Genomic DNA, 21,774 nt, shown 5'->3' with positions numbered 1-21,774 from the left:
GGCCGTGGCCTAACCTTCTCTTAACCCTTGGCCCGGCACAGTGCCCCGAATTGGCACAGACGCGGAAGGACGGACTAACGCATGGCCGCTCGTATCCTGATCGTCGACGACGATCCGATCCAGCGCCGCCTCCTCGAAGAGGCCGTCAAGCGCTTCGGCCACCAGGCGGTCACCGCCGACGGCGGCGAGGCGGCCCTGGCGCTGCTGGCGGCCGCCCGGGGCGATTTCCAATTGATGATCCTCGACCTCGTCATGCCCGACCTCGACGGCATGGCGGTGCTCGAACGCCTCGCCAAGGCCGGCGAGAGCCTGCCGGTGATCGTCCAGACCTCGCGCGGCTCCATCGACACGGTGGTCGGCGCCATGCGGGCCGGCGCCTTCGACTTCATCGTCAAGCCGGTCAACCACGAGCGGCTCGCCGTCTCCATCCAGAACGCGCTGAAGGTCACCGCCCTCGAGGGCGAGATCCGCCGCAGCAGGCGGTCGGCGCCGGCCGGCCTCGGTTTCCGCGACATCATCACCAAGAGCCCGGAAATGGCCCGCGTGCTTCGCCTCGGCGAACGCGCCGCCACCTCCGGCATCCCCATCCTGATCGAGGGCGAGAGCGGCGTCGGCAAGGAGCTGGTCGCCCGCGCCATCCAGGGCGGCTCCGACCGGCGCACCAAGCCCTTCGTCACCGTCAACTGCGGCGCCATCCCCGAGAACCTCGTCCAGAGCACGCTGTTCGGCCACGAGAAGGGCGCCTTCACCGGCGCCGTCGACCGCCACACCGGCAAGTTCCAGGAGGCGCACACCGGCACGCTGTTCCTCGACGAGGTCGGCGAGCTGCCGCTCGACGTGCAGGTGCAGCTTCTCAGGGCCATCCAGGAAGGCGAGATCGAGCCGGTCGGCGCCCGCCGGTCGCAGAAGGTGGATTTCCGCCTGATCTCGGCAACCAACCGGCGCCTGCTCGACATGGTCAAGGAAGGCCGCTTCCGCGAGGACCTCTACTACCGGCTCAACGTCTATCCGATCTTCGTGCCGCCGCTCCGCGATCGCCGCGAGGACATCCCGCTGCTCGTCGAGCATTTCGTCTCGCGCTTCGCCGCCGAAGAGGGCAAGCGCCGCATCACCGGCATCCGGCCGGACGCCGTCGCCATGCTCGGCGCCTTCAACTGGCCGGGCAACATCCGCCAACTGGAGAATGCCGTCTTCCGCGCCGTCATCCTGTGCGACGGCGGCGACCTCACCGTCGACGAGTTCCCGCAGATCGCCGCCCAGACCGGTCACGTCTCGGCCATCCGCCGCGTCGAGGGCGCCGACGCGCCGCCGCCGGCCGAGCCGGTGGTCGTCGAAAGCGCTCCCTCCCCGGCGGTGCCGGAGGACGGCCTGATCGGCGTCGCCGTCAACTCCGGCGCGGGCAACGATCCGGCGCCCTTCGGCTTCCTGCGCTCGCTGGCCGACGACGGCCACGTCCGCCCGCTCATCGCCATCGAGGAGGAGATGATCCGCCTCGCCATCGACCATTACGGCGGCCGCATGGCCGAGGTGGCGCGCCGGCTCGGCATCGGCCGCTCGACGCTCTATCGCAAGCTCAAGGAATACGGCCTCGCCGACGGCGACGACGACGCGGGTGTGGCCGCCGAGTAACAAGAAACCAGTAATCGACTTTTGGCGGTGTGCCGGCCTTGTCGGCGCGCTGCCGAAACGCCAAGACAAACCCTATGACGTTTCCCGTCCGGCTCGGTTGCCCGCGGGAATGGCCGTGGTGAACGTGATGATCTCCTCGCTGTCCAAGCTTCTCATTTCCACCGCCGTGATCGGTCTCGGCCTTTCGGCCGTGCCGGCCCTGGCCGAGACCGGCTTCGATCCGCTCGGCGCCAAGACCACCGACACCGCCACGCCGGCAGCCGTCGAGAGCAAACCGCTGCCGCCGGCCACCGAGGCCGCCGCGCCGCCTGCCGAGCCCACCGCGCCGCCCGCCGAGGCCACCGCGCCCGGCGTCGAGCCCGCCACGCCGGCGACCGAAACCGCCGCGCCCGCCGTGACGCCGGCCGCCGATGCCGCCCCGGCGCCCGTCGTCGCCGCCGGCGTCCCCGGCATGCCGGTCGATCAGGCGATCGTCGCCGAGATCGGCAAGGTGGTCGCCTCGGCGACCGGCGACGCCCGCCGCCGGGCCGACGCCGTCGCCAAGGTCTACGCCGCCCGCGGCAACCAGCCGCTCTGGGTCGAGGGCGATCATTATTCCGACAAGGCCAAGGCGGTGATCGCCCGCCTTGCCGACGCCGTGGAAGACGGCCTCAACCCGCTCGACTATGCCCTGCCCGAGGCCGACCTCTCCGCCCCCGACACCGAACTGGTCGCCAACGCCGATCTCCGCGTTTCCATGGCGGTGGCGACCTTCGCCGAGCAGGCGTCCGGCGGCCGCGTCGCGCCGCTGTCCATCTCCAAGGACATCACGCGCACGCCCGAGCGCATCCCCGCCGACAGGGCGCTCGCCACGGTCGCCGAGGCCGGCGACGCCGCCGCGGCGCTCGACGGCTTCAATCCGCCGACCGAGGGCTTCCGCCGCCTGAAAGCCATGCTGGCCGAGGTGCGGGCCGCCAAGAGCAACGCCGAAGCGGCGCCCGAACCGGTCGCCCTTGCCAAATCGCTGAAGCCCGGCATGAGCGACGCCGGCGTGCCCGCCCTGCGCAAGCGGCTCGGCGTCGCCGCGCCCGGGGACGATCTGTTCGATCCCGAGCTCTACGACGAGGCGCTGATCTCCGCCGTCGAGGCCTTCCAGAAGGAGAACGGCCTTAACGCCGACGGCGTGGTCGGCAGCCGCACGCTGGCGCTCCTCAACGGCGCCCATCGCGATGTCGAGGGCGAGATCATCGCCAACATGGAAATGTGGCGCTGGATGCCGCGCGACCTCAGCCAGGACTACGTCCTCGTCAACATTCCCGAGTTCAAGGTGCGCGTCTTCCGCCACGGCCAGCAGGTGCACGAGGCGCGCGTCGTGGTCGGCAAGGCCACCAACCAGACGCCGGTGTTTTCCGGCGAGATGCAGTATCTGGTGGTCAACCCCTACTGGCACATTCCGGAATCGATCAAGGTCAAGGAGATGCTGCCGGAGATCCAGGCCGACCCGGCCGGCTACTTCTCCCGCCACGGCTACGAAGTGACCTGGGACGGCCAGTTGATCGACCCGACCCGCATCATCTGGGACGAGAACGCGGTGAAGGCGGTCGGCATCCGCCAGGTGCCCGGCGAGGCCAACGCCCTCGGCAACATCAAGTTCATGTTCCCCAACAAGCACGCCGTCTACCTGCACGACACGCCGCTCAGGAGCCTGTTCAACCGCGACGTCCGCGCCTTCAGCCACGGCTGCGTGCGCGTCGACGACCCGATGGCCTTCGCCGACGCCGTGCTGCAGGGCGACCCGCAATGGACGGTGCCGAAGCTGCAGGCGATGTTCGGCGGCGACGAGAAGCGCGTCGACATCGCCACCCACCTCAAAGTGCATCTCGCCTACTTCACCGCCTTCGTCGACGACGGCGGCAAGCTGCAGATCCGCGACGACATCTACGGCCATACCCAGGCCATCAAGAAGGCATTGGGCATGTCGCAGGTCTGACCGGCCACGTAAGCATTTTCCCCAGGAAAATACCTGCTTTGCCCTTGGCGGAGCAGGTTTTTTGGCGTTTCTGCCATGCCATGAACTACCCACTTGGCCTTTCGGCCGGTGGCGGGTATTGTACGCGCCGTGAAATCCAGGGGAAGTTTCCGACCATCGGAGCCTAAGCCGGTCTTCAAGGGCTTACGGTAAACCGTTGCTTAATTCTCTCCGCCAATAATCCACGTTGGCTGGAGACGAGAGCAAGCGGACAAAGACGCGTGAAAACCCGGACAACGAACACACCATCGGCAAGAGGAATCGCTTCAATGAAAGCAGCCCAGGCGTTCGGCGCAACGGCGACCTCTTCCCGCCTCGCCCTTGCCGCCGGTCGCGCGGCGCTCGGCGCCTTCGTGGGGACGGCCGCGGCGCTGTCGCTGTTCGCCTCGGCGGCGAAAGCGGCCGACGCCCGCACCCTCGACCTCTACAACCTGCATACCAAGGAGCGGCTGACCATCACCTTCAAGAAGGATGGCCGCTACATTCCCTCGGCGCTGTCCGAGCTCAACCGCTTCCTGCGCGACTGGCGCCGCAACGAGGCGACGCGCATGGATCCGCGCCTGTTCGACACGGTGTGGGAGCTCTACCAGAAGTCCGGGTCGCGCCAGCCGATCCAGGTGGTTTGCGGCTACCGGTCGCTCGCCACCAACAACATGCTGCGCTCCCGTTCGTCGGCCGTCGCCAAGCACAGCCAGCACTCGCTGGGCAAGGCGATGGACATGAACATTCCCGACGTGTCCGTCGACAAGCTGCGCATGATCGCCGTGCAGATGCAGAACGGCGGCGTCGGCTGGTATCCGTCGGCCAACAGCCCCTTCGTGCATATCGACGTCGGCTCGGTTCGCGCCTGGCCGCGCCTCAGCCGCACCCAGCTCGTCGGCCTGTTCCCCGACGGCAAGACCGCCCATATCCCGACCGACGGCAAGCCCCTGCCCGGCTATCAACAGGCCCTCGCCGAGCTGCAGCGCGAGAAGGGCGCCGCCGCCCCGGTGGCCATGGCTTCGGCCTCTTCCTCCTCCAAGAGCTCCGGCAAGGGCCTGCTCGCCATGCTGTTCTCTAACGACGAGGAAGACAGCGCCGAGGAGATCGGCTCGGCCGATGGCGATGCGCCGGCCGTTGCCGCCAAGCCGGCTCCGGTGGCGCCGAAGATCGCCCCGCCGGCCGCGGCTCCCGCCGCGCCGGTGCTGACCGCCGCCTTCACGTCGCCGCCGCCCGCCGCGCCGGTCGCGCCCGAACGCCGGGTGACCAGCCTCGCCGAGGCGACGCTGCCGGCCGGGCTCGAGCCGGCCGCCGTGCCGACGCTGACCGGCGCCGACCGGCTGGCCATGGACAATGTGCCGCTGCCGCAGGCCAAGCCTTCGGAGATCGCCGACACCGCCGTGGAGCTCGCCATGGCCGACGCGCCGATGATAATGCTGCCGCCGACAAAGCCGCCGGCGCCCGTCGCGGTGCCGCTGCCGGTGGCCGCCAGCCGCGAGGACGCCATCGCCGCCCAGCTGGCGCTGGCCGAAGTCGCCCAGGATCCGGCGCCGCAGCCGGCCAGCGCGCTTTCCTTCGCGCCGCCCGCCTCCGAGCTGCCGCCGGCCCCGGCCGCCCGTCAGCCGGTGCAGACCGCCGCCCTCTCGCCGGCGCCCCGCAAGCCGGCGCCGCCGGCACCGGCGGCCGAACTGGCCCGGCCGGTGATCGACGGCGGCAAGAGCGACATGTTCGGCAATCTCGAACTGCCGGAAATCGCCTCCGAGGACGGCCCTCTGCTGCTCGATGGCGGCCAGTCCGTCTACTGGGGCCGCTTCCGGACGCTGGTTCACCCGGACCAGTTGCATCTCGCCACCATGTTCGAGGCGCCGGCCCAGGTGGTGAACACCACCTTCTCGGCCAGTCCCTATGGCGCGCTGGTGTCGACCCGCTTCGCCGGCCCGGTGGCGGCGCCGACGGAAGTCCTCGACTTCACACGGCGCCAATTGGCCATGCGCTGAAGCCGGCACGGCAACAAGAAAGGGAATGCCTGACTGCGGCAGTTGGGCATTCCCTAATTTTTTGAGTTCCGGCTGTAGGAACGCCAATTCATTCTTCAACCAAGATATATGAATACAAACCTGCCAACGACGGACAACGCGTTGAAATTGGCCGGATCCGTTGTCTCGAAGAAATTCTTCCTCGCGGAATACTGCCCCTTTACCAAATCCAGCCCGGTGAGCCGGAACAAGCCGTCGTTCCCGGCATGTTCCGTTCTTGCTTGCGAGCATCTCCATTCGGTGCGATAAACTGGTCAGAACGACTAGATCGTCGCGCGTCCTAACGGACGCAAAGTGACGATCTAGTCCTTTGTTATTGCATCGGATTTTCTGAAAACCGGATTCCACTTTTCAGTCCGATGCTCTAGAAAGACCAGTCATGGCCACTCGCTCCTCCCGCAAGACACCTGGCTCCCCTCCTACCTCCTGGCGCCTTCAGGACGCCAAGGTACGCCTCAGCGAGGTCGTGCGCCATGCCCAGACCAGCGGGCCGCAGCGCGTCACCCTGCACGGGCAGGATGCGGCCGTCATTGTTTCCGCAGCAGATTTTGACCGCATCCAAAAGCCGGTCAGCGGGCTCGACCTGGTCACGGCCCTTGCGGAATCGCCGTTGCAGGACGTTTCCTTCGACCGCGAGCCCTTCAAGGCGCCGGTTCGGGACGTTCCCCTATGAGGGGATGGCTCCTCGATACCAACGTGATTTCGGAACTCCGCAAGCCGAGACCCGACGCAAACGTCAAGGCGTTCATTGCCGACCAGCCGGGCGACACGCTGTTCCTGTCGGACATAACCTTTGCCGAAATCCGCTTCGGCATCGAACGGCTGGACGACGCGAGCCGCCGGGCCGACCTGAACCTGTGGCTTGACCGGACGATGCGCCCCCTGTTTGCAGGCCGCGTCCTGTCGATCGGCGAGGACATCATCCTTCGCTGGAAGATGCTGCATGTCGCCGGGCAAAAGCGCGGCCACACGTTCAGCCAGCCGGACCTCTTCATAGCGGCGATGGCGGTCGTGGAAGACCTCGTCGTCGTCAGCCGGGATACCAGCGAATTCATCGCCGCCGACGTTCCGGTGTTCGATCCCTGGTCGCTTGCGCTGCACGCCCGCGGGAAATCGTTCCGAGTTGCCGCGCCCGTGACCCTCGAAACGCTGCCGTCCGGCATCCGCCGACGCACTGCAAAACCTTAGGCCTGGCCTTGCCGCGAGGGGCCGCAGCGTTCACCCGACGATAGCCGCCCGGCCCTCGAACACCCGCAATGCGGTAAGGCGGCCGGTCGCGAAGGCGCCGGTGTCGATGCCGATGCGCCCCGGCGCAAACACCGGTTCGTTGGCCGGCGTGTGGCCGTGCACCACGGTGAGCCCCAGCCCGTTCGGCTGGCTGACGAAAGGCTCGCGGATCCACATCAGGTCGTCGTCGTCCTGCGCATCGAGCGGCACGCCGGGACGGACGCCGGCGTGAACGAACAGCACGTCGCCGAACCGCACCGCCACCGGCAGGCTCCTGAGGAATTCGACATGCGCCTCCGGCACCGTCGCCCGGGCGATCTCGCCGAGCCCGCCCGTGCCGCCGCGATGCCGCGCCAGGCGCAGGAGGTCGATGCCGTAGGACTCCAGCGTCTGCTCGCCGCCGAAATCCAGCCACCCCATGTTGGCGTGCGGATCGTCGATGAAGGCGAGGAAGGTCTCGTCATGGTTGCCGCACAGCGACAGGCGCTCGAAGCCGCGCGGCGGCGGGCCGGCCAGGTGGTCGAGCACGTCGGCCGATTGCGGCCCCCGGTCGACGAGATCGCCGAGGCAGAGAATGATCCGGCGCTCGGCGGCAATGTCGGCGGCATCGGCGACGATCCGCTGCTCGGCCGCCTTCAATTCGGCGAAGCAGCCGTGCACGTCGCCGATGGCGTAGATGACGGTGTCCTTCGGGTCGATCTCGATGCGTTCGCGACGGCTCGCCGGCGGAGCCGGTTCGGATTTTGTTCCAAGACCGAAAAGCGATCGAACCGCGGTGAGCAATAGGGAGCTCCAAACTGGGGCGGCGGCGAATGGTTGCGCCACCGTCGGCAGGCCTGCCGGCGATGAAGGCCGCCGACGCCTCTTGTCTTTACGTATTTATCCGGTTTACGCTCGAAAACGTCCAGCGATTTCTCCCGGTATCCGTTGAATTTTATCGAGACGGTTAAGGCAGTCCGGGATAGAGAGAACGGCAGCCGCGCCTTTCGGTTCCGTACCGCGGCATTCGCCTTGGGGTTGCCGGCCGTTGGCGCTGGCGGGCGTCCAAATTTGGGGAAGGTTAGTCATGCTGTCGCTGAAGCTGTCCGCGCCCTTGATCGGCCTGTTCTCGGCCGGATTGCTCTGCCTCGGCCTTTACGGGATGAGCGTGGAGTCCGCTCCCTTCCTCAGCACCGCCGGCACCGTCGCCGACCGGCTGCAATCGGTGGCCGCCGATCCGGACGTGCCGTTCCTCTCCAGCAAGCGGGCGCTCGGCGTTTTTGACCTCGATTGCCGCCGGCTTGCCTTCGACCAGACCGCCGAGACGATCCCCTTCGAGGACCGTCCGCGCCTCAACGACGCCTGCTACGAGCGCGCCAAGTCCATGGTGGCGGCGGCGCCGGGCAATGCCATCCTGTGGCTGACGCTGGCAAGGTTCGCGGCCACCGACGCCGACCGGCGCGACACCACGTTCCGCGCCCTGGAGCTCAGCCGCGCCTACGGTCCCTGGCAATATGCCCTCGCCACCGACCGGATGCAGTTGATAGCCCTGATTCCCGATACGCCGCCGGCGGTCAAGGCGATCGTCGACGCCGACATCGCGACGCTGGCCGCCAGCTACCGCGGCCGCGAGGATCTGGCCAAGCTCTACATCGCCATGCCCGACAGGCGCGACCAGATCACGGCGGCTATCGAGAAACGCCCCGCCGGCCAGCAGAACCAGTTCCTGAGCCGCATCCGGCGCAACATGCAGTGAGCGCCGACGCTCCGCCGCGTTGCGATCATGCATGTGGTAGGCCGTTCTGCAAAACACCCGCCGATCGGGTTGAATAACCCTGTCGGCGGGTGCTCCAGCAAACTTCCGGGAATTCGCCTGGCGGCCGGAGATGCGCTTAGCGGACGGAACGCCGCACGTCGGCGAGCACGGCCGGCAACAGCGTGCCGACTTCGGTGCGCGTCATGCCGGGACGGATGCGCCGGTCGTAGAGCATCGACACCACCGCCCGGTCGAACGGCATGAAGCGATCGTGGCGCGAACGGTCGTTGAACACCGAGGCATAGAGCGCGGCATTGTCGTTCATCGGGCCGAGGCCCTGCAGGATCTCTTCCACCATGCAGCGGCGGAACAGGCTGTCGCCCTCGTCGGAGACGATCACCGCCGTCGAACGGACGATGCCGAGCGAGCTCGGATAGACGCGCACCAGGCATTGCCCCGGCGCGGCGCCGTGCGTCGAGCCGAGCACGTCGGCCCGCACGGTGTCGACGTAATCGGCACGATCGACCACGTAGACGGTGAAGTTGGGGTTTTCGCCCGGCGCCGCCATGCGGATGTCGAGCCCCCTGACGAGGCGCGGCAGGCGGGAAACGAACCCGGCGATCTCGCGCTGCCGGTCCTTGTCGGCCAGATTGACGACGCGGATGCGCACGGCGCCGTCGAACTTCTTGACGCTGCCGCCGGCCACCGCGCTGCCGTATTCGACGCCGAACACCGTTTTCTGGAAACCGTCCATCAATTCGTCGTCGGAAAATCCGACGATGCTTTCGGCCCGTACCGGGCTGGAGAAAAGGTCGCCGACCGTCGCCAGCGCGACCGCGAGCAGCATCAACCCGAATACCGTCCTGAAAGCCACCATGACCACCTCGCCGCAGGGGGATGGAAACGCCCTCGAGCCCAGGAAAGAATTAACCAGACCTTACGTGACGTCAATGCGACTGATCACGGAGGCGTGATGCAATTGTGATCATTGACAGCCAACAATTGGGCACATTGGCCGGAACCTGTGGCGTCGGGGTGCTGCCGCTTTGGCGACTGCTTGGCAACCGTGCCCCTTTCGTGCAAAACGAAAGGCGAACAGCCGGCGCCGCGCGCCGATTCGGCTGGACGGTCCGGCGCCTCCGGCCCAGCCGCTTCGCCGGAAATGTCCTGGACCGCCGGAGACGATCGAACCGCCATGAGTGAACAGAGCCGCCTCGTTTCGGGCGAGAAGCGCGCCGAGGACTTCGAGCAGTCGATCCGGCCGGGCGCGCTGTCCGAATTCGTCGGCCAGGCGTCGGCGCGCGCCAACCTCCAGGTGTTCATCGACGCCGCCAAGGCGCGCAAGGAAGCCCTCGATCACGTGCTGTTCGTCGGCCCGCCCGGCCTCGGCAAGACGACGCTGGCCCAGATCGTCTCCCGCGAGCTCGGCGTCAACTTCCGCGCCACCTCCGGCCCGGTGATCGCCAAGGCCGGCGACCTCGCCGCCCTCCTCACCAATCTCGAGGAGCGCGACGTTCTGTTCATCGACGAGATCCACCGCATGAGCCCGGCGGTGGAGGAGATCCTCTATCCGGCCATGGAGGACTACCAGCTCGACCTGATCATCGGCGAGGGACCGGCCGCCCGGTCCGTCCGCATCGATCTCGCCAAGTTCACGCTGGTCGGCGCCACCACCCGCCTCGGCCTGTTGACGACGCCGCTCCGCGACCGCTTCGGCATCCCCATCCGGCTCGAATTCTACACCACCGAGGAACTGGAAAGGATCGTCCGGCGCGGTGCCCGCATTTTCGGCATCGGCATCGCCGACGATGGCGCCACCGAGATCGCCAAGCGCTCGCGCGGCACGCCGCGCATCGCCGGCCGCCTGCTGCGCCGCGTCCGCGACTTCGCCATCGTCGACGGCGCCGAGACGATCACCGCCGAGATCGCCGACCGGGCGCTGATCCGGCTCGACGTCGATCCCATCGGCCTCGACGCCCTCGACCTCCGCTACCTCAACACCATCGCCCTCAGCTTCAACGGCGGCCCGGTCGGCATCGAGACCATCGCGGCGGCCATCGCCGAGCCGCGCGACGCCATCGAGGACATCGTCGAGCCCTACCTGATCCAGAAGGGCTTCGTGCAGCGCACGCCGCGCGGCCGCCTCCTGACGCCGCACGCCTTCCGCCACCTCGGCTTCGCCGTGCCGAAGGCCGCCGAGGAAGCCCAGTTCACGCTGTTTTCCAACGGCGAGGAGGAATGACCATTAATGAGATATGGTCAGCCGTCATGCGAGATGCTAAAATTGAACGCTATTCGCTTTTAAAGAGGTCAGACAATGGATACGATGATCCGCCAAGCAATCGAGAAGATTAAAGATTCGGGAATGTCTATCGAGGAACGGGAAGCTCAACGGCGTAGCTTTGCTTTTGGTTCAGCAAACATCGAAAACTCTAGAATTACGAGAGATACGGTAAAAAAGGCGGAAAATCTTCTGAAGGAAGAAGCCAAGAGCTCTAAAAAATGACCGATAGGCATAGTGTCTCAGACGAGCCCGAACTCATCAGCGATCCGGCGGAGCTAGCTCTAGCTGAAGCCAGAAATGCGCTTCGTCAATTCGATGTCGGGATGGCTTTTCTGGGACACTGGCTAGATGGCAGTCGCGATCACATCCCAGCCTTGCGGCCGTCTGATCTTCTTACCTTGAATAGATTCGCGCTTGAAGGAATCAATAAATTCGCCGGCACTTTTCGCAACACAGATGTCAGAATCGAAGGAAGCCGTCACTCCCCTCCACCAGCTCATTATGTTCCAGAGTTGGTCGAGGATTTTTGCAACTACATAAATTCGAATTGGAAGACCCGATCTGCCGAACATTTGGCGGCCTATGCTCTTTGGCGAATCAACTGGATACACCCATTTACTGATGGAAATGGACGAACGGCTCGTATTATTTCTTATATTCTCCTTTCCGCTCATCTTGGGCTTCGTCTACCTGGCGAAAATACAATACCAGAGCAGATTTCGCACGACAAAAGACCCTACTATGCCGCTCTTGAGGCAGCCGATCGAAATTTTTTGCGCGGCACAGTGGACGTTTCCGATGTTGAAAAGCTAATAGCAGGGCTCTTATTGAAGCAGATCGACTCCGTGAAGAGACCGTCTTCTTCGCCGGCGCCTAAAAATGTTATTCTCGAAAAAGAAATAATCAGTCCAGATATCTACACTCGTGCCGACCGGAAGATGCTAACCCACACGGAAAGGGAGCCGAATCTGATCGAACAAAATCCCGTGGCATCGGCCGGCATATTCTCACTATTGGCGGTAATCTTGACATGGGCATTAACCTATTTTTCGAGATGACGAATTGATCCATCGCCTCGCCGTCCGCGTCTACTTCGAGGATACCGACGCCGGCGGCATCCTCTACCACGGCAGCCACATGCGCTTCTTCGAGCGCGGCCGCACCGAATTCCTGCGCGACCTCGGCATCAGCCAGAGCGCCACGGCCGACCGCACGAATCCCGATGCCCTGCTGTTCGTCGTCCGCCGGTTCGCCATCGAATACAAGAAGCCCGGCTTTCTCGACGATCTCCTGACGGTGGAGACGGCGATCGCCTCCATCTCCGGCCCCCGCTTCACTGTCGCCCAGCGCCTCCTGCGCGGCGACGACCTCATCGCCGCGGCCGAGGTCGAGGTGGTGGCGACCGGCGGCAACGGCCGGCCGCGCCGCCTGCCGCCCGCCATGGCCGCGCTGATCGAGGATGCGCGGCGAAATTCGTGACCGTTCAACCACCAGATGCGTTGACGTCCTCGCCGGCCGCCACAACATCTGCCGCTCCGGTAAACCTTCCTTAACCATACCATAGGATGACAGGAACGGGACCCCGGCGCCGTCGGCGGCGGAATCCGTCCCGGCGGCGGAGGGGCGAAATCCCTCGGCTTTCCTGATCGTCAAGTCCCGTTTTCGCCAAATTTCGGCGGCATGTGGAGACCCAGGCATCGACACATGCCGCCATAGCCTGCCCCGGCCGACGCGACCTGGCGCCAAGAGATCGCCGCCCCATCCTGAGGACAACGGAAGACACCCATGAATCCGGTCGAACTGACCCAGAACGCGCTCGCAGCACCGGCCGTCGAGGTGTCCATCTGGGCATTGTTCTGGCAGGCGAGTTTCGTCGTGAAGGCCGTGATGCTCGGCCTTCTGGCCGCATCGGTATGGTGCTGGGCGATCATCGTCGACAAGATCGTCGCCTATAACCGTGCGCGCCGCTCGATGGACCGCTTCGAGAAGGTGTTCTGGTCCGGGCAGTCGCTGGAGGAGCTTTACCGCTCGCTCACCGCCCGCTCCAACGAGGGGCTCGCCGCCATCTTCGTCGCCGCCATGCGCGAATGGAAACGCAGCCATGAAGCCGGCCGCGTCTCCTTCCAGGGCATCACCGACCGTATCGGCAAGGTGATCGACGTCACCATTTCCCGCGAGATGGAGCGCCTCGAGGCCCGTCTCATCTTCCTGGCCACCGTCGGCTCGGCCGGCCCGTTCATCGGCCTGTTCGGCACCGTCTGGGGCATCATGAGTTCGTTCCAGGCCATCGCCACCTCCAAGAACACCAGCCTCGTGGTGGTGGCGCCGGCCATCTCCGAGGCGCTGCTCGCCACCGCCATGGGCCTTGCCGCCGCCATTCCGGCGGTGCTCGCCTACAACAAACTTTCCGCCGACGCCGCCAAGCTCGGCTCGCGCATGGATGGCTTCGCCGACGAGTTCGCCGCCATCCTGTCGCGCCAGATCGACGACAGGAGCTGAGCCATGGGCATGGGTGTCGCAGGGGGAGGTTCGCCGGCCGGTAGCCGCCGCCGCAGGCGTCGTCATGCCCGGGGCGTGATGAGCGAGATCAACGTGACGCCGATGGTCGACGTCATGCTGGTGCTGCTCATCATCTTCATGGTGGCCGCGCCGCTGCTCACCGTCGGCGTGCCGATCGACCTGCCCGAGACCGCCGCCAGGCCGATGGAGGGCCAGACCGACCCGATCAACATCTCGGTCGACGCCGCCGGCAAGGTGTTCATCCAGGACAGCGAGATCTCCTACGAGGAACTGGTCCCCAAGCTGATGGCCGTCGCCAAGAACGGCGTCGAGGACCGCATCTACGTGCGCGGCGACAAGGCCGCCGACTACGGCATGGTGATGCGCGTCATGGCCCGCATTTCGGCGGCCGGCTTCAAGAAGATCGGTCTTATCACGCAAGAGGAACAGGGGACGGCCGCGGCGCCGTCCGGCTGATACATGCGCATAGGTCTTACGACATCCGTCATCGGTCACGTCCTGCTGTTCGCCTGGGGATTCGCATCCTTTTCCGGCGCGAAGCCGTTCGACGCCACGCCGGTGGACGCGCTGCCGGTCGACCTCGTGCCGATCTCCGACGTGTCGAAGATCGCCGAAGGCAGCAAGACCGCGCCGAAATCCGACAATGCCTCGCAGGCCAAGGTGAAGACGCCGACGCCGCGGCCCGATTCGCAGCGGGCCGGCGCCGCCAGGAACGACCAGTCGACGCCGATCACCGAGAAGGCGACCGACACCGCCGCCGCCAAGACGGCCGACGCGCCGCCACCGCCGCCGCCCAAGGCCGCGCCGCCCAAGCCGGCCGAAACGCCGCCGCCGGCCGAAAAGCCGGACGAGCCCAAGATGGCGGCGCTCGAGGAGGCGCCCAAGGCCGATACCGGCGAGATCGCCGAGAAGATCAAGGAAGTCGACAAGCCGGCGCCGGTGCCGCCCAAGCTGCCGCCGGTCAAGCCGAAGCCGCCGGCCCCGAAGCCGACCGAGGACGCGGCCGACCAGCCGGACAAGGCCGACGCCAAGCCGGTAAAGGAAAAGCCCAGGCAGACGCAGAAGGACTCCAAGAGCGAGAACTTCGACCCCAACGAGATGGCGGCGCTGCTCAACAAGGTCGACCCATCCGGCGGCGGCGGCCGCGAATCCGACAGGGAGGCCTCGCTCGGCTCGGAGAACCGCACCGGCCCGGTGGCCGAGATGAGCCAGAGCGAGCTCGACGCGCTGACCGCCGCGGTCACCGCCTGCTTCAATCCGCCGGTCGGCGCCGAGGGCGTCGACCAAATGGTCGTGCCGCTGCGCGTGACCTTCACCATCGATGGCGACCTCGCCGCGCCGCCCGAGATCAAGTCGGTTCCCGCCGGCCCCGCCGGCCAGGCGGTGGCCGAGGCGGCCGTGCGCGCCGTCCAGCGCTGCGCGCCTTACCCGTTCCTGCCGAAGGACAAGTTCGACAACTGGCAGGTCGTGAACATGAATTTCACCCCGCCGCCGTCCTATTGACGAGGCGAGCCAAGAAAATCGAGCCGGACCGCGCCGCATCGCTCGATCGGAGCACGTCCGGAACATCCGTTTGGGAGCACCTCAGGATGCGAAAACTGGTCCGAACTCTGTTTGCCGCGCTGACGGCCCTCGCCGCCCTCGCCGCGGCGGCGCCGTCGAGCGCCGAAATCACCATCAACATCAACGGCGGCAACATCCAGCCGCTGCCGATCGCCATCCCGAACTTCGTCGGCGGCGCCGACACCGCCGCCGTCGGCCAGCAGATGGCCGGCGTCATCGCCGGCGATCTGCAGCGCTCCGGCCTGTTCCAGGTGCTCGACCAGGCCTCCTTCGTCGACCGCATCACCGATCCCAACGCCGTGCCCAACTTCCAAAACTGGCGGGCGATCAACGCCCAGGCGCTGGTGTCCGGCGGCATCGTCCGCGCCGCCGACGGCCGGCTGCAGGCCGACTTCCGCCTGTGGGACGTGTTCGGCGGCACCCAGCTCGCCGGCCAGCAGTATTTCACCACGCCGGAGAACTGGCGCCGCATCGCTCACATCATCGCCGACGCCATCTACGAGCGGCTGACCGGCGAGAAGGGCTATTTCGACACCCGCATCGTCTTCGTCGACGAGAGCGGCCCCAAGGGCAACCGCGTCAAGCGCCTCGCCCTGATGGATCAGGACGGCGCCAACGTCCGCTTCCTCACCAACGGCCGCGACCTCGTGCTGACGCCGCGCTTCTCGCCGACCTCCCAGCAGGTCACCTACATGTCCTTCGGCACCAGCGAGCCGCGCGTCTACCTGCTCAACATCGAGAGCGGCCAGCGCACGCTGGTCGGCAACTTCCCCAACATGACCTTCTCGCCGCGCTTCTCGCCGGACGGCAATTCGGTGGTGATGAGCCTCGAGCAGGACGGCAACGCCAACATCTACGCCATGCCGATCGGCGGCGCCCCGGCGCGGCTGACCAACACGGCGGCGATCGACACCTCGCCCTCCTATTCGCCCGACGGCTCGCGCATCGTCTTCGAGAGCGACCGCGGCGGCAACCAGCAGCTCTACGTGATGAGCGCCGGCGGCGGCAATGCCAACCGCATTTCCTTCGGCAACGGCCGCTACGGCACGCCGGTGTGGAGCCCGCGCGGCGACCTGATCGCCTTCACCCGCCAGTCCGGCAGCGGCTTTGCCATCGGCGTCATGAAGCCGGACGGCTCGGGCGAGCGCATTCTCACCGAGGGCTTCCACAACGAAGGCCCGACCTGGGCGCCCAACGGCCGCGTCATCATGTTCTTCCGCGACTCGGGCGGCCCGAACGGCGGCCCGCAGCTCTGGTCGGTCGACCTGACCGGCCGCAACGAGCAGCGCGTGCCGACGCCGAACTTCGCCTCCGACCCCGCCTGGTCGCCGTTGCTCAAGTGACGAAATCGCCGCGCCGGACGCGAGTTCGGCGCGCGTTTACCATCAAAAGGCCGGGAACCCGAGATTTCATGCTTCGTTAACCATGTCTTTGAACGTGAGCTTAACCAAAGCCGTTTACCAAGACTCTCGAAACATCCGGTCAGCACGTATTCGAGGATTACCGGTATCATGACGACAACGACCAGAATTTTCAGCCGCCGCGCAGCGCTTGCTCTCGGCCTTGCCCTCCTCGCCGCGGCCTGCGCCAAGAGCCCCAGCGAGCTCGACGGTCAGCTTGCCGGCGGAGCCGGTGGCGCCGGCGCCGCCACGCCGGGCAGCGCCCAGGACTTCGTGGTCAACGTCGGCGACCGCGTGTTCTTCGACACCGACTCGACCTCGCTCAACACCGAGGCCCAGACCACGCTCGGCCGCCAGGCCCAGTGGCTGGCGCTCTATCCGCGCTACACGGTCACCGTCGAAGGCCACGCCGACGAGCGCGGCACGCGCGAATACAACCTCGCCCTCGGCGCCCGCCGCGCCAAGGCGGCGCAGGACTTCCTGGTGGCCCGCGGCGTCGCCAGCACCCGCATCCGCACCATCTCCTACGGCAAGGAGCGCCCGGTCGCCCTCTGCGATCAGGATAGCTGCTGGGCGCAGAACCGCCGCGCCGTCACCGTGCTGAACGCCGGCGGCTGACCTCCCGGCCGTCGCCGCCGCCACACCCCAGGCACGATCGTCCCGGAATCCTGCACGGAGGCCGGGATTTTCGTGTTGCGGCCGCAATACCGCCGAAGTCCGGCGCTTAATTCCCGCCGGAGGGACCGAGGCGACCGCCGCGCCGTCCGGAAGTCCGTCCGCCGCCGTCCTCCGGGTTGCGCCGCGATTTGCCATGAAGATGGCAGCGCGCGGATGCAAATGTCGGAATTGAACCACTGGATTTGCCTGGGATGCCCGCGCTGATGACCAGCCGCCTCTTCCGCCCACCGAGCCGTTTCCGTTTCGCCGCGCTGGCCATCGCCACGCTCGGCGCCGGCCTGCTCGCCGCCGCGCCCGCCTCGGCGGGCCTGTTCGGCTCCGACCCGACGCCGCCGGCCGCCATTCCCGGCCAGCAGGACGCCGCCCAGCAGGCGGTCCGCATGGACAACATGGAACAGCAGATGCGCTCGCTCAACGGCCGCATCGACGAGCTGACGCACCAGCTCGAGCAGTTGCAGAACCTATTGAAGCGCGCCCAGGAGGACAACGAGTTCCGCCTGCAGCAACTGGAAGGCGGCAAGGGCCAGAAGCGCTCGGAAGCCGCGCCGCCGGCGGCGCCTCCGGCCGCCGGCAGCACGGCCGCCGCCGACGCGCCGATGGATTCGGTCGGCGAGGACGGCACGATGCCGGCCGGCTTTGCCATCGACGCGCCCGGCGCGGTGGCCGCCACCCAGCCGGCGCCCGGCACGACGCTCGGCACGCCGCCCGCCCCGCTCGGCACGCTGCCCGGCAGCATGGCCGACGCCGCCGCCCCCTCGGCGAGCGCCGTCGGCGGGCCGCTCGACCTGTCGGCGATCGCCCGCGGCGAACTGGCGCCGACCGATACGGCCATCACCACCTCCGGCGGCCTCGCGGCCGCCGCCAGCCAGGATCTTGGCGCAGCCGGCGCGCTCGCCCCGCCCCCCGTCGGCGGCGTGGCCGCGCCGCAGCAGCAGATGGCCTCGGTGGCGCCCGCCACCGTCGATCCCGGCGCCGACTACGACCGCGCCTATTCCTCCATCGTCAGCGGCGACTACGCGTCGGCGGAAACCGGCTTCAAGAAATTCCTCACCGACTTCCCCGGCGACCCGCGCGCCGCCGACGCCCAATACTGGCTCGGCGAGAGCTATTTCTCGCGCCATGAGTATCGCGACGCCGCCACCTCCTACCTCGCCACCTACAAGAACCATCCGACCAGCCAGAAGGCACCCGACAGCCTGTTCAAGCTCGGCCTGTCGCTCGAGGGCCTCGGCGAGACCAGCGCCGCCTGCGCCACCTATGGCGAGCTGACCAAGAAATTCCCCAAGGCCCAGTCCGGCCTCGTCTCGCGCGTCACCACGCAGAAGCAGAAGCTCGGCTGCGACTGACATGAACGACCGCCCCGCCTCGCCCGATCTTCCGGCGGCGAAGCTGCGCGACCGTCTGTTCTCTCCGCTCGCCGAGCTTGGCCGCGTCGGCATCGCCGTCTCCGGCGGCCCCGATTCGACGGCCCTGCTCGTTCTGCTCGATCTCTGGAAGCGCCAGAGCCCCGCCGCGCCCGCCCTTTACGTGCTGACCGTCGATCACGGTCTCCGGCCGGAAGCCGCCCGCGAGGCCGACACCGTCCTGGATCTCGCCGCCCGCCTCGGCCACCCGGCCGAAAAGCTCGTCTGGCATCACGACGGCCCGCCGCCGATGAGCGACATCCAGGCCGAAGCGCGCGCCGCCCGCTACCGCCTGCTCGTCGAGGCGGCCCGCCGGCACCGGCTCGACGCCGTGCTCCTCGCCCACACCCGCGACGATCAGGCCGAAACGCTGCTGATGCACCTGGCGCGCGGCTCCGGCGTCGCCGGTCTCGCCGGCATGCCGCCCGAGCGGCAGATCGACGGCGTCCGCTTCCTGCGCCCACTCCTCGACGTCGCCAAGGCCGACCTTCTCGCCGTCCTCGGGGAGGCCGGCGTTCCCTATCTCACCGACCCCTCCAACGCTTCCGACCGCTACACCCGCGTCCGCTTTCGCAAGACGCTGCCGGCCCTCGCCGACCTCGGCCTCACCGCCGACCGCCTGGCCGGCACCGCCCGGCGCATGGCCCGCGCCGAGGCGGCGCTGCGCTCGGTCACCGACGATCTCCACCGCCGGGCGGCCACCGACCACGGCGGCGTCTGGTCGGTCGACCGGGAAATCTTCGTCGCCGCGCCCGACGAGATCGGCCTCCGCCTCCTGGTCCGGCTGATCCGCGCCGTCCGTCCCTCGGATTATCCGCCGCGCGCCGACGCCCCGGAGACCTGGCACGCCGCCTTCCGCGCCGGCGCCGCCCCCCGGCGCGCCACCATGGCCGGCGTCGTGCTGCACCTGCGCCAGGATCGCCTCTGGCTCTATGCCGAGGCCGGGCGGGCCGGCTTTCCCGAGCTGGTCGTCGAGACCGACGGCGATCATGTCTGGGATGGCCGGTTCAACGTGTCGATCGCCGGCGGCGGCGGCCACCGCCTGATCATCGGCCCGCGCGGTCCGGAGACCCGCGACGGCGACATGCCTGCCGCCGCCATCGCCAGCCTCCCCAGGGTCGGCGCGGCGGACGGCGGCGACCTGCCGGCCGGCCTGACGACGGTAATTCGCCCGATCGGCGCGCAATCGCCCCCCGAGTCGCTCACTGCAAACGAGGATTGCCGGCCCGTGGCTTGGCAAGGCAGCGCCGACAACCTATCTTAACCCGACATGGGCTAGGGTGATGGGGGCCAGGATGACGCGCCGCCCCGCTTGCCCGCCCCTTCCGCATCGCGCGATGCGCCTCAAAGGTCGACGATGAACGCAAACTTCCGCAATTTCGCACTCTGGGTGATCATTCTGCTGCTGCTGGTCGCTCTGTTCCAGCTCTTCCAGGGCTCGGACACGCGCCAACCCGGCAATGACGTGGCCTTCTCGGAGTTCCTCAAGAACGTCGATCAGGGCGCCGTGCGCGACGTGACCATCGTCAACCAGACGATCACCGGCCACCTGCAGAACGGTTCGACCTTCCAGACCTATGCGCCCTACAACGCCGATTATATCGGCGAGCTGACCAAGGCCGGCGTCACCATCGTCGCCCGCCCGCCCACCGAGAGCATCTCGCTGATCGGCACGCTGCTCAACTGGCTGCCGATGCTGATTCTGCTCGGCTTGTGGATCTTCTTCATGCGGCAGATGCAGGGCGGCGCCGGCGGCAAGGCCATGGGCTTCGGCAAGTCCAAGGCCAAGCTTTTGACCGAGGCGCACGGCCGCGTCACCTTCGACGACGTCGCCGGCATCGACGAGGCCAAGGAGGACCTGCAGGAAGTCGTCGAGTTCCTGCGCGACCCGCAGAAGTTCCAGCGGCTCGGCGGCCGCATCCCGCGCGGCGTGCTGCTGGTCGGCCCGCCGGGCACCGGCAAGACGCTGACCGCCCGCGCCGTCGCCGGCGAGGCCAACGTGCCCTTCTTCACCATTTCCGGCTCGGACTTCGTCGAGATGTTCGTCGGCGTCGGCGCCTCGCGCGTCCGCGACATGTTCGAGCAGGCCAAGAAGAACGCCCCCTGCATCATCTTCATCGACGAGATCGACGCGGTCGGCCGCCATCGCGGCGCCGGCCTCGGCGGCGGCAACGACGAACGCGAGCAGACGCTGAACCAGTTGCTGGTCGAGATGGACGGCTTCGAGCAGAACGAGGGCGTCATCATCATCGCCGCCACCAACCGCCCGGACGTGCTCGACCCGGCGCTCCTGCGCCCCGGCCGCTTCGACCGCCAGATCACCGTGCCCAACCCGGACGTCAACGGCCGCGAGAAGATCCTGAAGGTGCACGTGCGCAAGGTGCCGATGGCGCCGGACGTCGACCTCAAGGTGCTGGCCCGCGGCACGCCCGGCTTCTCGGGCGCCGACCTGATGAACCTCGTCAACGAGGCCGCCCTGCTCGCTGCCCGCCGCAACAAGCGCATCGTCACCATGACCGAGTTCGAGGACGCCAAGGACAAGGTGATGATGGGCGCCGAGCGCAAGTCGCTGGCCATGACGCCCGAGGAGAAGCGCAACACCGCCTATCACGAGGCCGGCCACGCCATCATCGCGCTGATGCTCGACAAGACCATCGACCCGATCCACAAGGCGACCATCATCCCGCGCGGCCGCGCGCTGGGCATGGTGATGACGCTGCCCGAAAGCGACCGCTACAACTGGACCTACGAGAAGGCGGTGGCCCGCCTGACCATGCTGTTCGGCGGCCGCGAGGCGGAGATCCAGACCTTCGGCCCGGAAAAGGTCACCACCGGCGCCGCCGGCGACATCCAGATGGCCACCAGCCTCGCCCGCTCGATGGTGATGGAATGGGGCATGAGCGAGAAGCTCGGCCGCGTCCGCTACCGGCCCAACGAGCAGGAGGTGTTCCTCGGCCACTCGGTCAGCCAGTCGACCAACATGGCCGACGAGACGGCCAAGCTGATCGACGAGGAAGTGCGGCGCTACATCGAGGAGGGCGAGCAGAACGCCCGCCGCATCATCACCGAGAACCACGACAAGTTCGTCGCCATCGCCGAGGCGCTCCTGGAGTTCGAGACGCTGACCGGCGAGGAGCTGCGCGGCATCATGAACGGCCGGCCGCCGGTGCGCGACGCCTTCGACGACACGACGCCGCCGCGTGGCTCGGCTGTGCCGACCACCAAGCCCCGCCCCAAGGGCGAGGAGCCCGACGGCGCCACGCCGCAGCCGACGGCATAAAGCGGGTCGCGGCACCAACGATGGCAATAAGC

General features: G+C 67.4%; 20 protein-coding genes. 18 read left to right on the top strand and 2 right to left on the bottom strand.

Annotation, left to right across the window (positions count from 1 at the left end; all coding sequences use genetic code 11):
• Positions 1–81: 81 nt before the first annotated feature.
• From CJ014_RS19990 to CJ014_RS19965, 5 genes are all read left to right on the top strand, one after another.
• Positions 82–1,629 carry a sigma-54-dependent transcriptional regulator gene (locus tag CJ014_RS19990; RefSeq protein WP_100082264.1) on the top strand — a complete coding sequence of 516 codons (1,548 nt, stop codon included), beginning with the start codon at positions 82–84 and terminating at the stop codon, positions 1,627–1,629.
• 115 nt (positions 1,630–1,744) lie between these two features.
• Positions 1,745–3,598, top strand: a complete 1,854-nt coding sequence (locus CJ014_RS19985) for a L,D-transpeptidase family protein (protein WP_133121888.1) — start codon at positions 1,745–1,747, stop codon at positions 3,596–3,598.
• A gap of 308 nt (positions 3,599–3,906) precedes the next feature.
• Positions 3,907–5,613, top strand: coding sequence for a peptidoglycan L,D-endopeptidase MepK (mepK, locus tag CJ014_RS28050; protein ID WP_207765818.1), 1,707 nt, complete (start codon positions 3,907–3,909; stop codon positions 5,611–5,613).
• A gap of 418 nt (positions 5,614–6,031) precedes the next feature.
• The gene (locus CJ014_RS19970; protein ID WP_100082262.1) at positions 6,032–6,325 is read left to right on the top strand and encodes a type II toxin-antitoxin system Phd/YefM family antitoxin; all 294 of its coding nucleotides are present in this window, start codon (positions 6,032–6,034) and stop codon (positions 6,323–6,325) included.
• Positions 6,322–6,840, top strand: a complete 519-nt coding sequence (locus CJ014_RS19965; protein ID WP_100082261.1) for a type II toxin-antitoxin system VapC family toxin — start codon at positions 6,322–6,324, stop codon at positions 6,838–6,840. Before CJ014_RS19970 ends, CJ014_RS19965 begins: the two co-directional genes overlap by 4 nt.
• A 30-nt stretch (positions 6,841–6,870) precedes the next feature.
• Here the strand turns inward: CJ014_RS19965 and CJ014_RS19960 are convergent, their stop codons facing one another.
• Entirely contained in the window at positions 6,871–7,662 is a 792-nt protein-coding gene (locus CJ014_RS19960; protein ID WP_100082260.1) for a metallophosphoesterase family protein, read from the bottom strand.
• Between the two features lie 283 nt (positions 7,663–7,945).
• On the opposite strand from CJ014_RS19960, the gene CJ014_RS19955 reads away from it, so the two are divergent.
• Positions 7,946–8,614 (top strand): hypothetical protein, encoded by a 669-nt coding sequence (locus tag CJ014_RS19955; RefSeq protein WP_100082259.1) that lies wholly within the window; start codon positions 7,946–7,948, stop codon positions 8,612–8,614.
• A gap of 136 nt (positions 8,615–8,750) precedes the next feature.
• Here the strand turns inward: CJ014_RS19955 and CJ014_RS19950 are convergent, their stop codons facing one another.
• Positions 8,751–9,491 (bottom strand): DUF2927 domain-containing protein, encoded by a 741-nt coding sequence (locus CJ014_RS19950; protein WP_100082258.1) that lies wholly within the window; start codon positions 9,489–9,491, stop codon positions 8,751–8,753.
• 318 nt (positions 9,492–9,809) lie between these two features.
• Here CJ014_RS19950 and ruvB point away from each other — a divergent pair, with 318 nt between their 5' ends.
• From ruvB to ftsH, 12 genes are all read left to right on the top strand, one after another.
• The gene (gene ruvB / locus CJ014_RS19945; RefSeq protein WP_100082257.1) at positions 9,810–10,856 is read left to right on the top strand and encodes a Holliday junction branch migration DNA helicase RuvB; all 1,047 of its coding nucleotides are present in this window, start codon (positions 9,810–9,812) and stop codon (positions 10,854–10,856) included.
• Between the two features lie 75 nt (positions 10,857–10,931).
• Positions 10,932–11,120 (top strand): hypothetical protein, encoded by a 189-nt coding sequence (locus tag CJ014_RS19940; protein WP_100082256.1) that lies wholly within the window; start codon positions 10,932–10,934, stop codon positions 11,118–11,120.
• Positions 11,117–11,956 carry a Fic family protein gene (locus CJ014_RS19935; RefSeq protein WP_100082255.1) on the top strand — a complete coding sequence of 280 codons (840 nt, stop codon included), beginning with the start codon at positions 11,117–11,119 and terminating at the stop codon, positions 11,954–11,956. Before CJ014_RS19940 ends, CJ014_RS19935 begins: the two co-directional genes overlap by 4 nt.
• Positions 11,957–11,960: 4 nt before the next feature.
• Entirely contained in the window at positions 11,961–12,377 is a 417-nt protein-coding gene (locus CJ014_RS19930) for a YbgC/FadM family acyl-CoA thioesterase (protein ID WP_100082254.1), read from the top strand.
• A gap of 306 nt (positions 12,378–12,683) precedes the next feature.
• A complete protein-coding gene (gene tolQ / locus CJ014_RS19925) occupies positions 12,684–13,397 on the top strand; it encodes a protein TolQ (RefSeq protein ID WP_100082253.1) in 714 nt (237 codons plus the stop codon).
• Positions 13,398–13,400: 3 nt separating this feature from the next.
• Positions 13,401–13,874 carry a protein TolR gene (tolR, locus tag CJ014_RS19920; protein WP_100082252.1) on the top strand — a complete coding sequence of 158 codons (474 nt, stop codon included), beginning with the start codon at positions 13,401–13,403 and terminating at the stop codon, positions 13,872–13,874.
• A 3-nt stretch (positions 13,875–13,877) separates the two neighbouring features.
• Entirely contained in the window at positions 13,878–14,921 is a 1,044-nt protein-coding gene (locus tag CJ014_RS19915) for a hypothetical protein (protein WP_100082251.1), read from the top strand.
• 86 nt (positions 14,922–15,007) lie between these two features.
• The gene (gene tolB / locus CJ014_RS19910; protein ID WP_100082250.1) at positions 15,008–16,324 is read left to right on the top strand and encodes a Tol-Pal system beta propeller repeat protein TolB; all 1,317 of its coding nucleotides are present in this window, start codon (positions 15,008–15,010) and stop codon (positions 16,322–16,324) included.
• Between the two features lie 168 nt (positions 16,325–16,492).
• Positions 16,493–16,999, top strand: coding sequence for a peptidoglycan-associated lipoprotein Pal (gene pal, locus CJ014_RS19905; RefSeq protein WP_100082249.1), 507 nt, complete (start codon positions 16,493–16,495; stop codon positions 16,997–16,999).
• Positions 17,000–17,262: 263 nt separating this feature from the next.
• Positions 17,263–18,405 (top strand): tol-pal system protein YbgF, encoded by a 1,143-nt coding sequence (ybgF, locus tag CJ014_RS19900; RefSeq protein ID WP_133121887.1) that lies wholly within the window; start codon positions 17,263–17,265, stop codon positions 18,403–18,405.
• 1 nt (position 18,406) lies between these two features.
• Positions 18,407–19,726, top strand: coding sequence for a tRNA lysidine(34) synthetase TilS (gene tilS, locus CJ014_RS19895; protein ID WP_100082247.1), 1,320 nt, complete (start codon positions 18,407–18,409; stop codon positions 19,724–19,726).
• Between the two features lie 93 nt (positions 19,727–19,819).
• Positions 19,820–21,742: an ATP-dependent zinc metalloprotease FtsH gene (gene ftsH / locus CJ014_RS19890; protein ID WP_100082246.1), complete on the top strand. Its 1,923-nt coding sequence runs from the start codon at positions 19,820–19,822 to the stop codon at positions 21,740–21,742.
• Positions 21,743–21,774 lie beyond the last annotated feature (32 nt).

Origin of the sequence: Pleomorphomonas carboxyditropha (assembly GCF_002770725.1) — a bacterium.
GTDB classification, from domain to species: Bacteria; Pseudomonadota; Alphaproteobacteria; order Rhizobiales; family Pleomorphomonadaceae; genus Pleomorphomonas; species Pleomorphomonas carboxyditropha.
The sequence above is the reverse complement of the archived record's forward strand: the minus strand, read 5'-3'. Positions and strand labels throughout refer to the sequence as shown.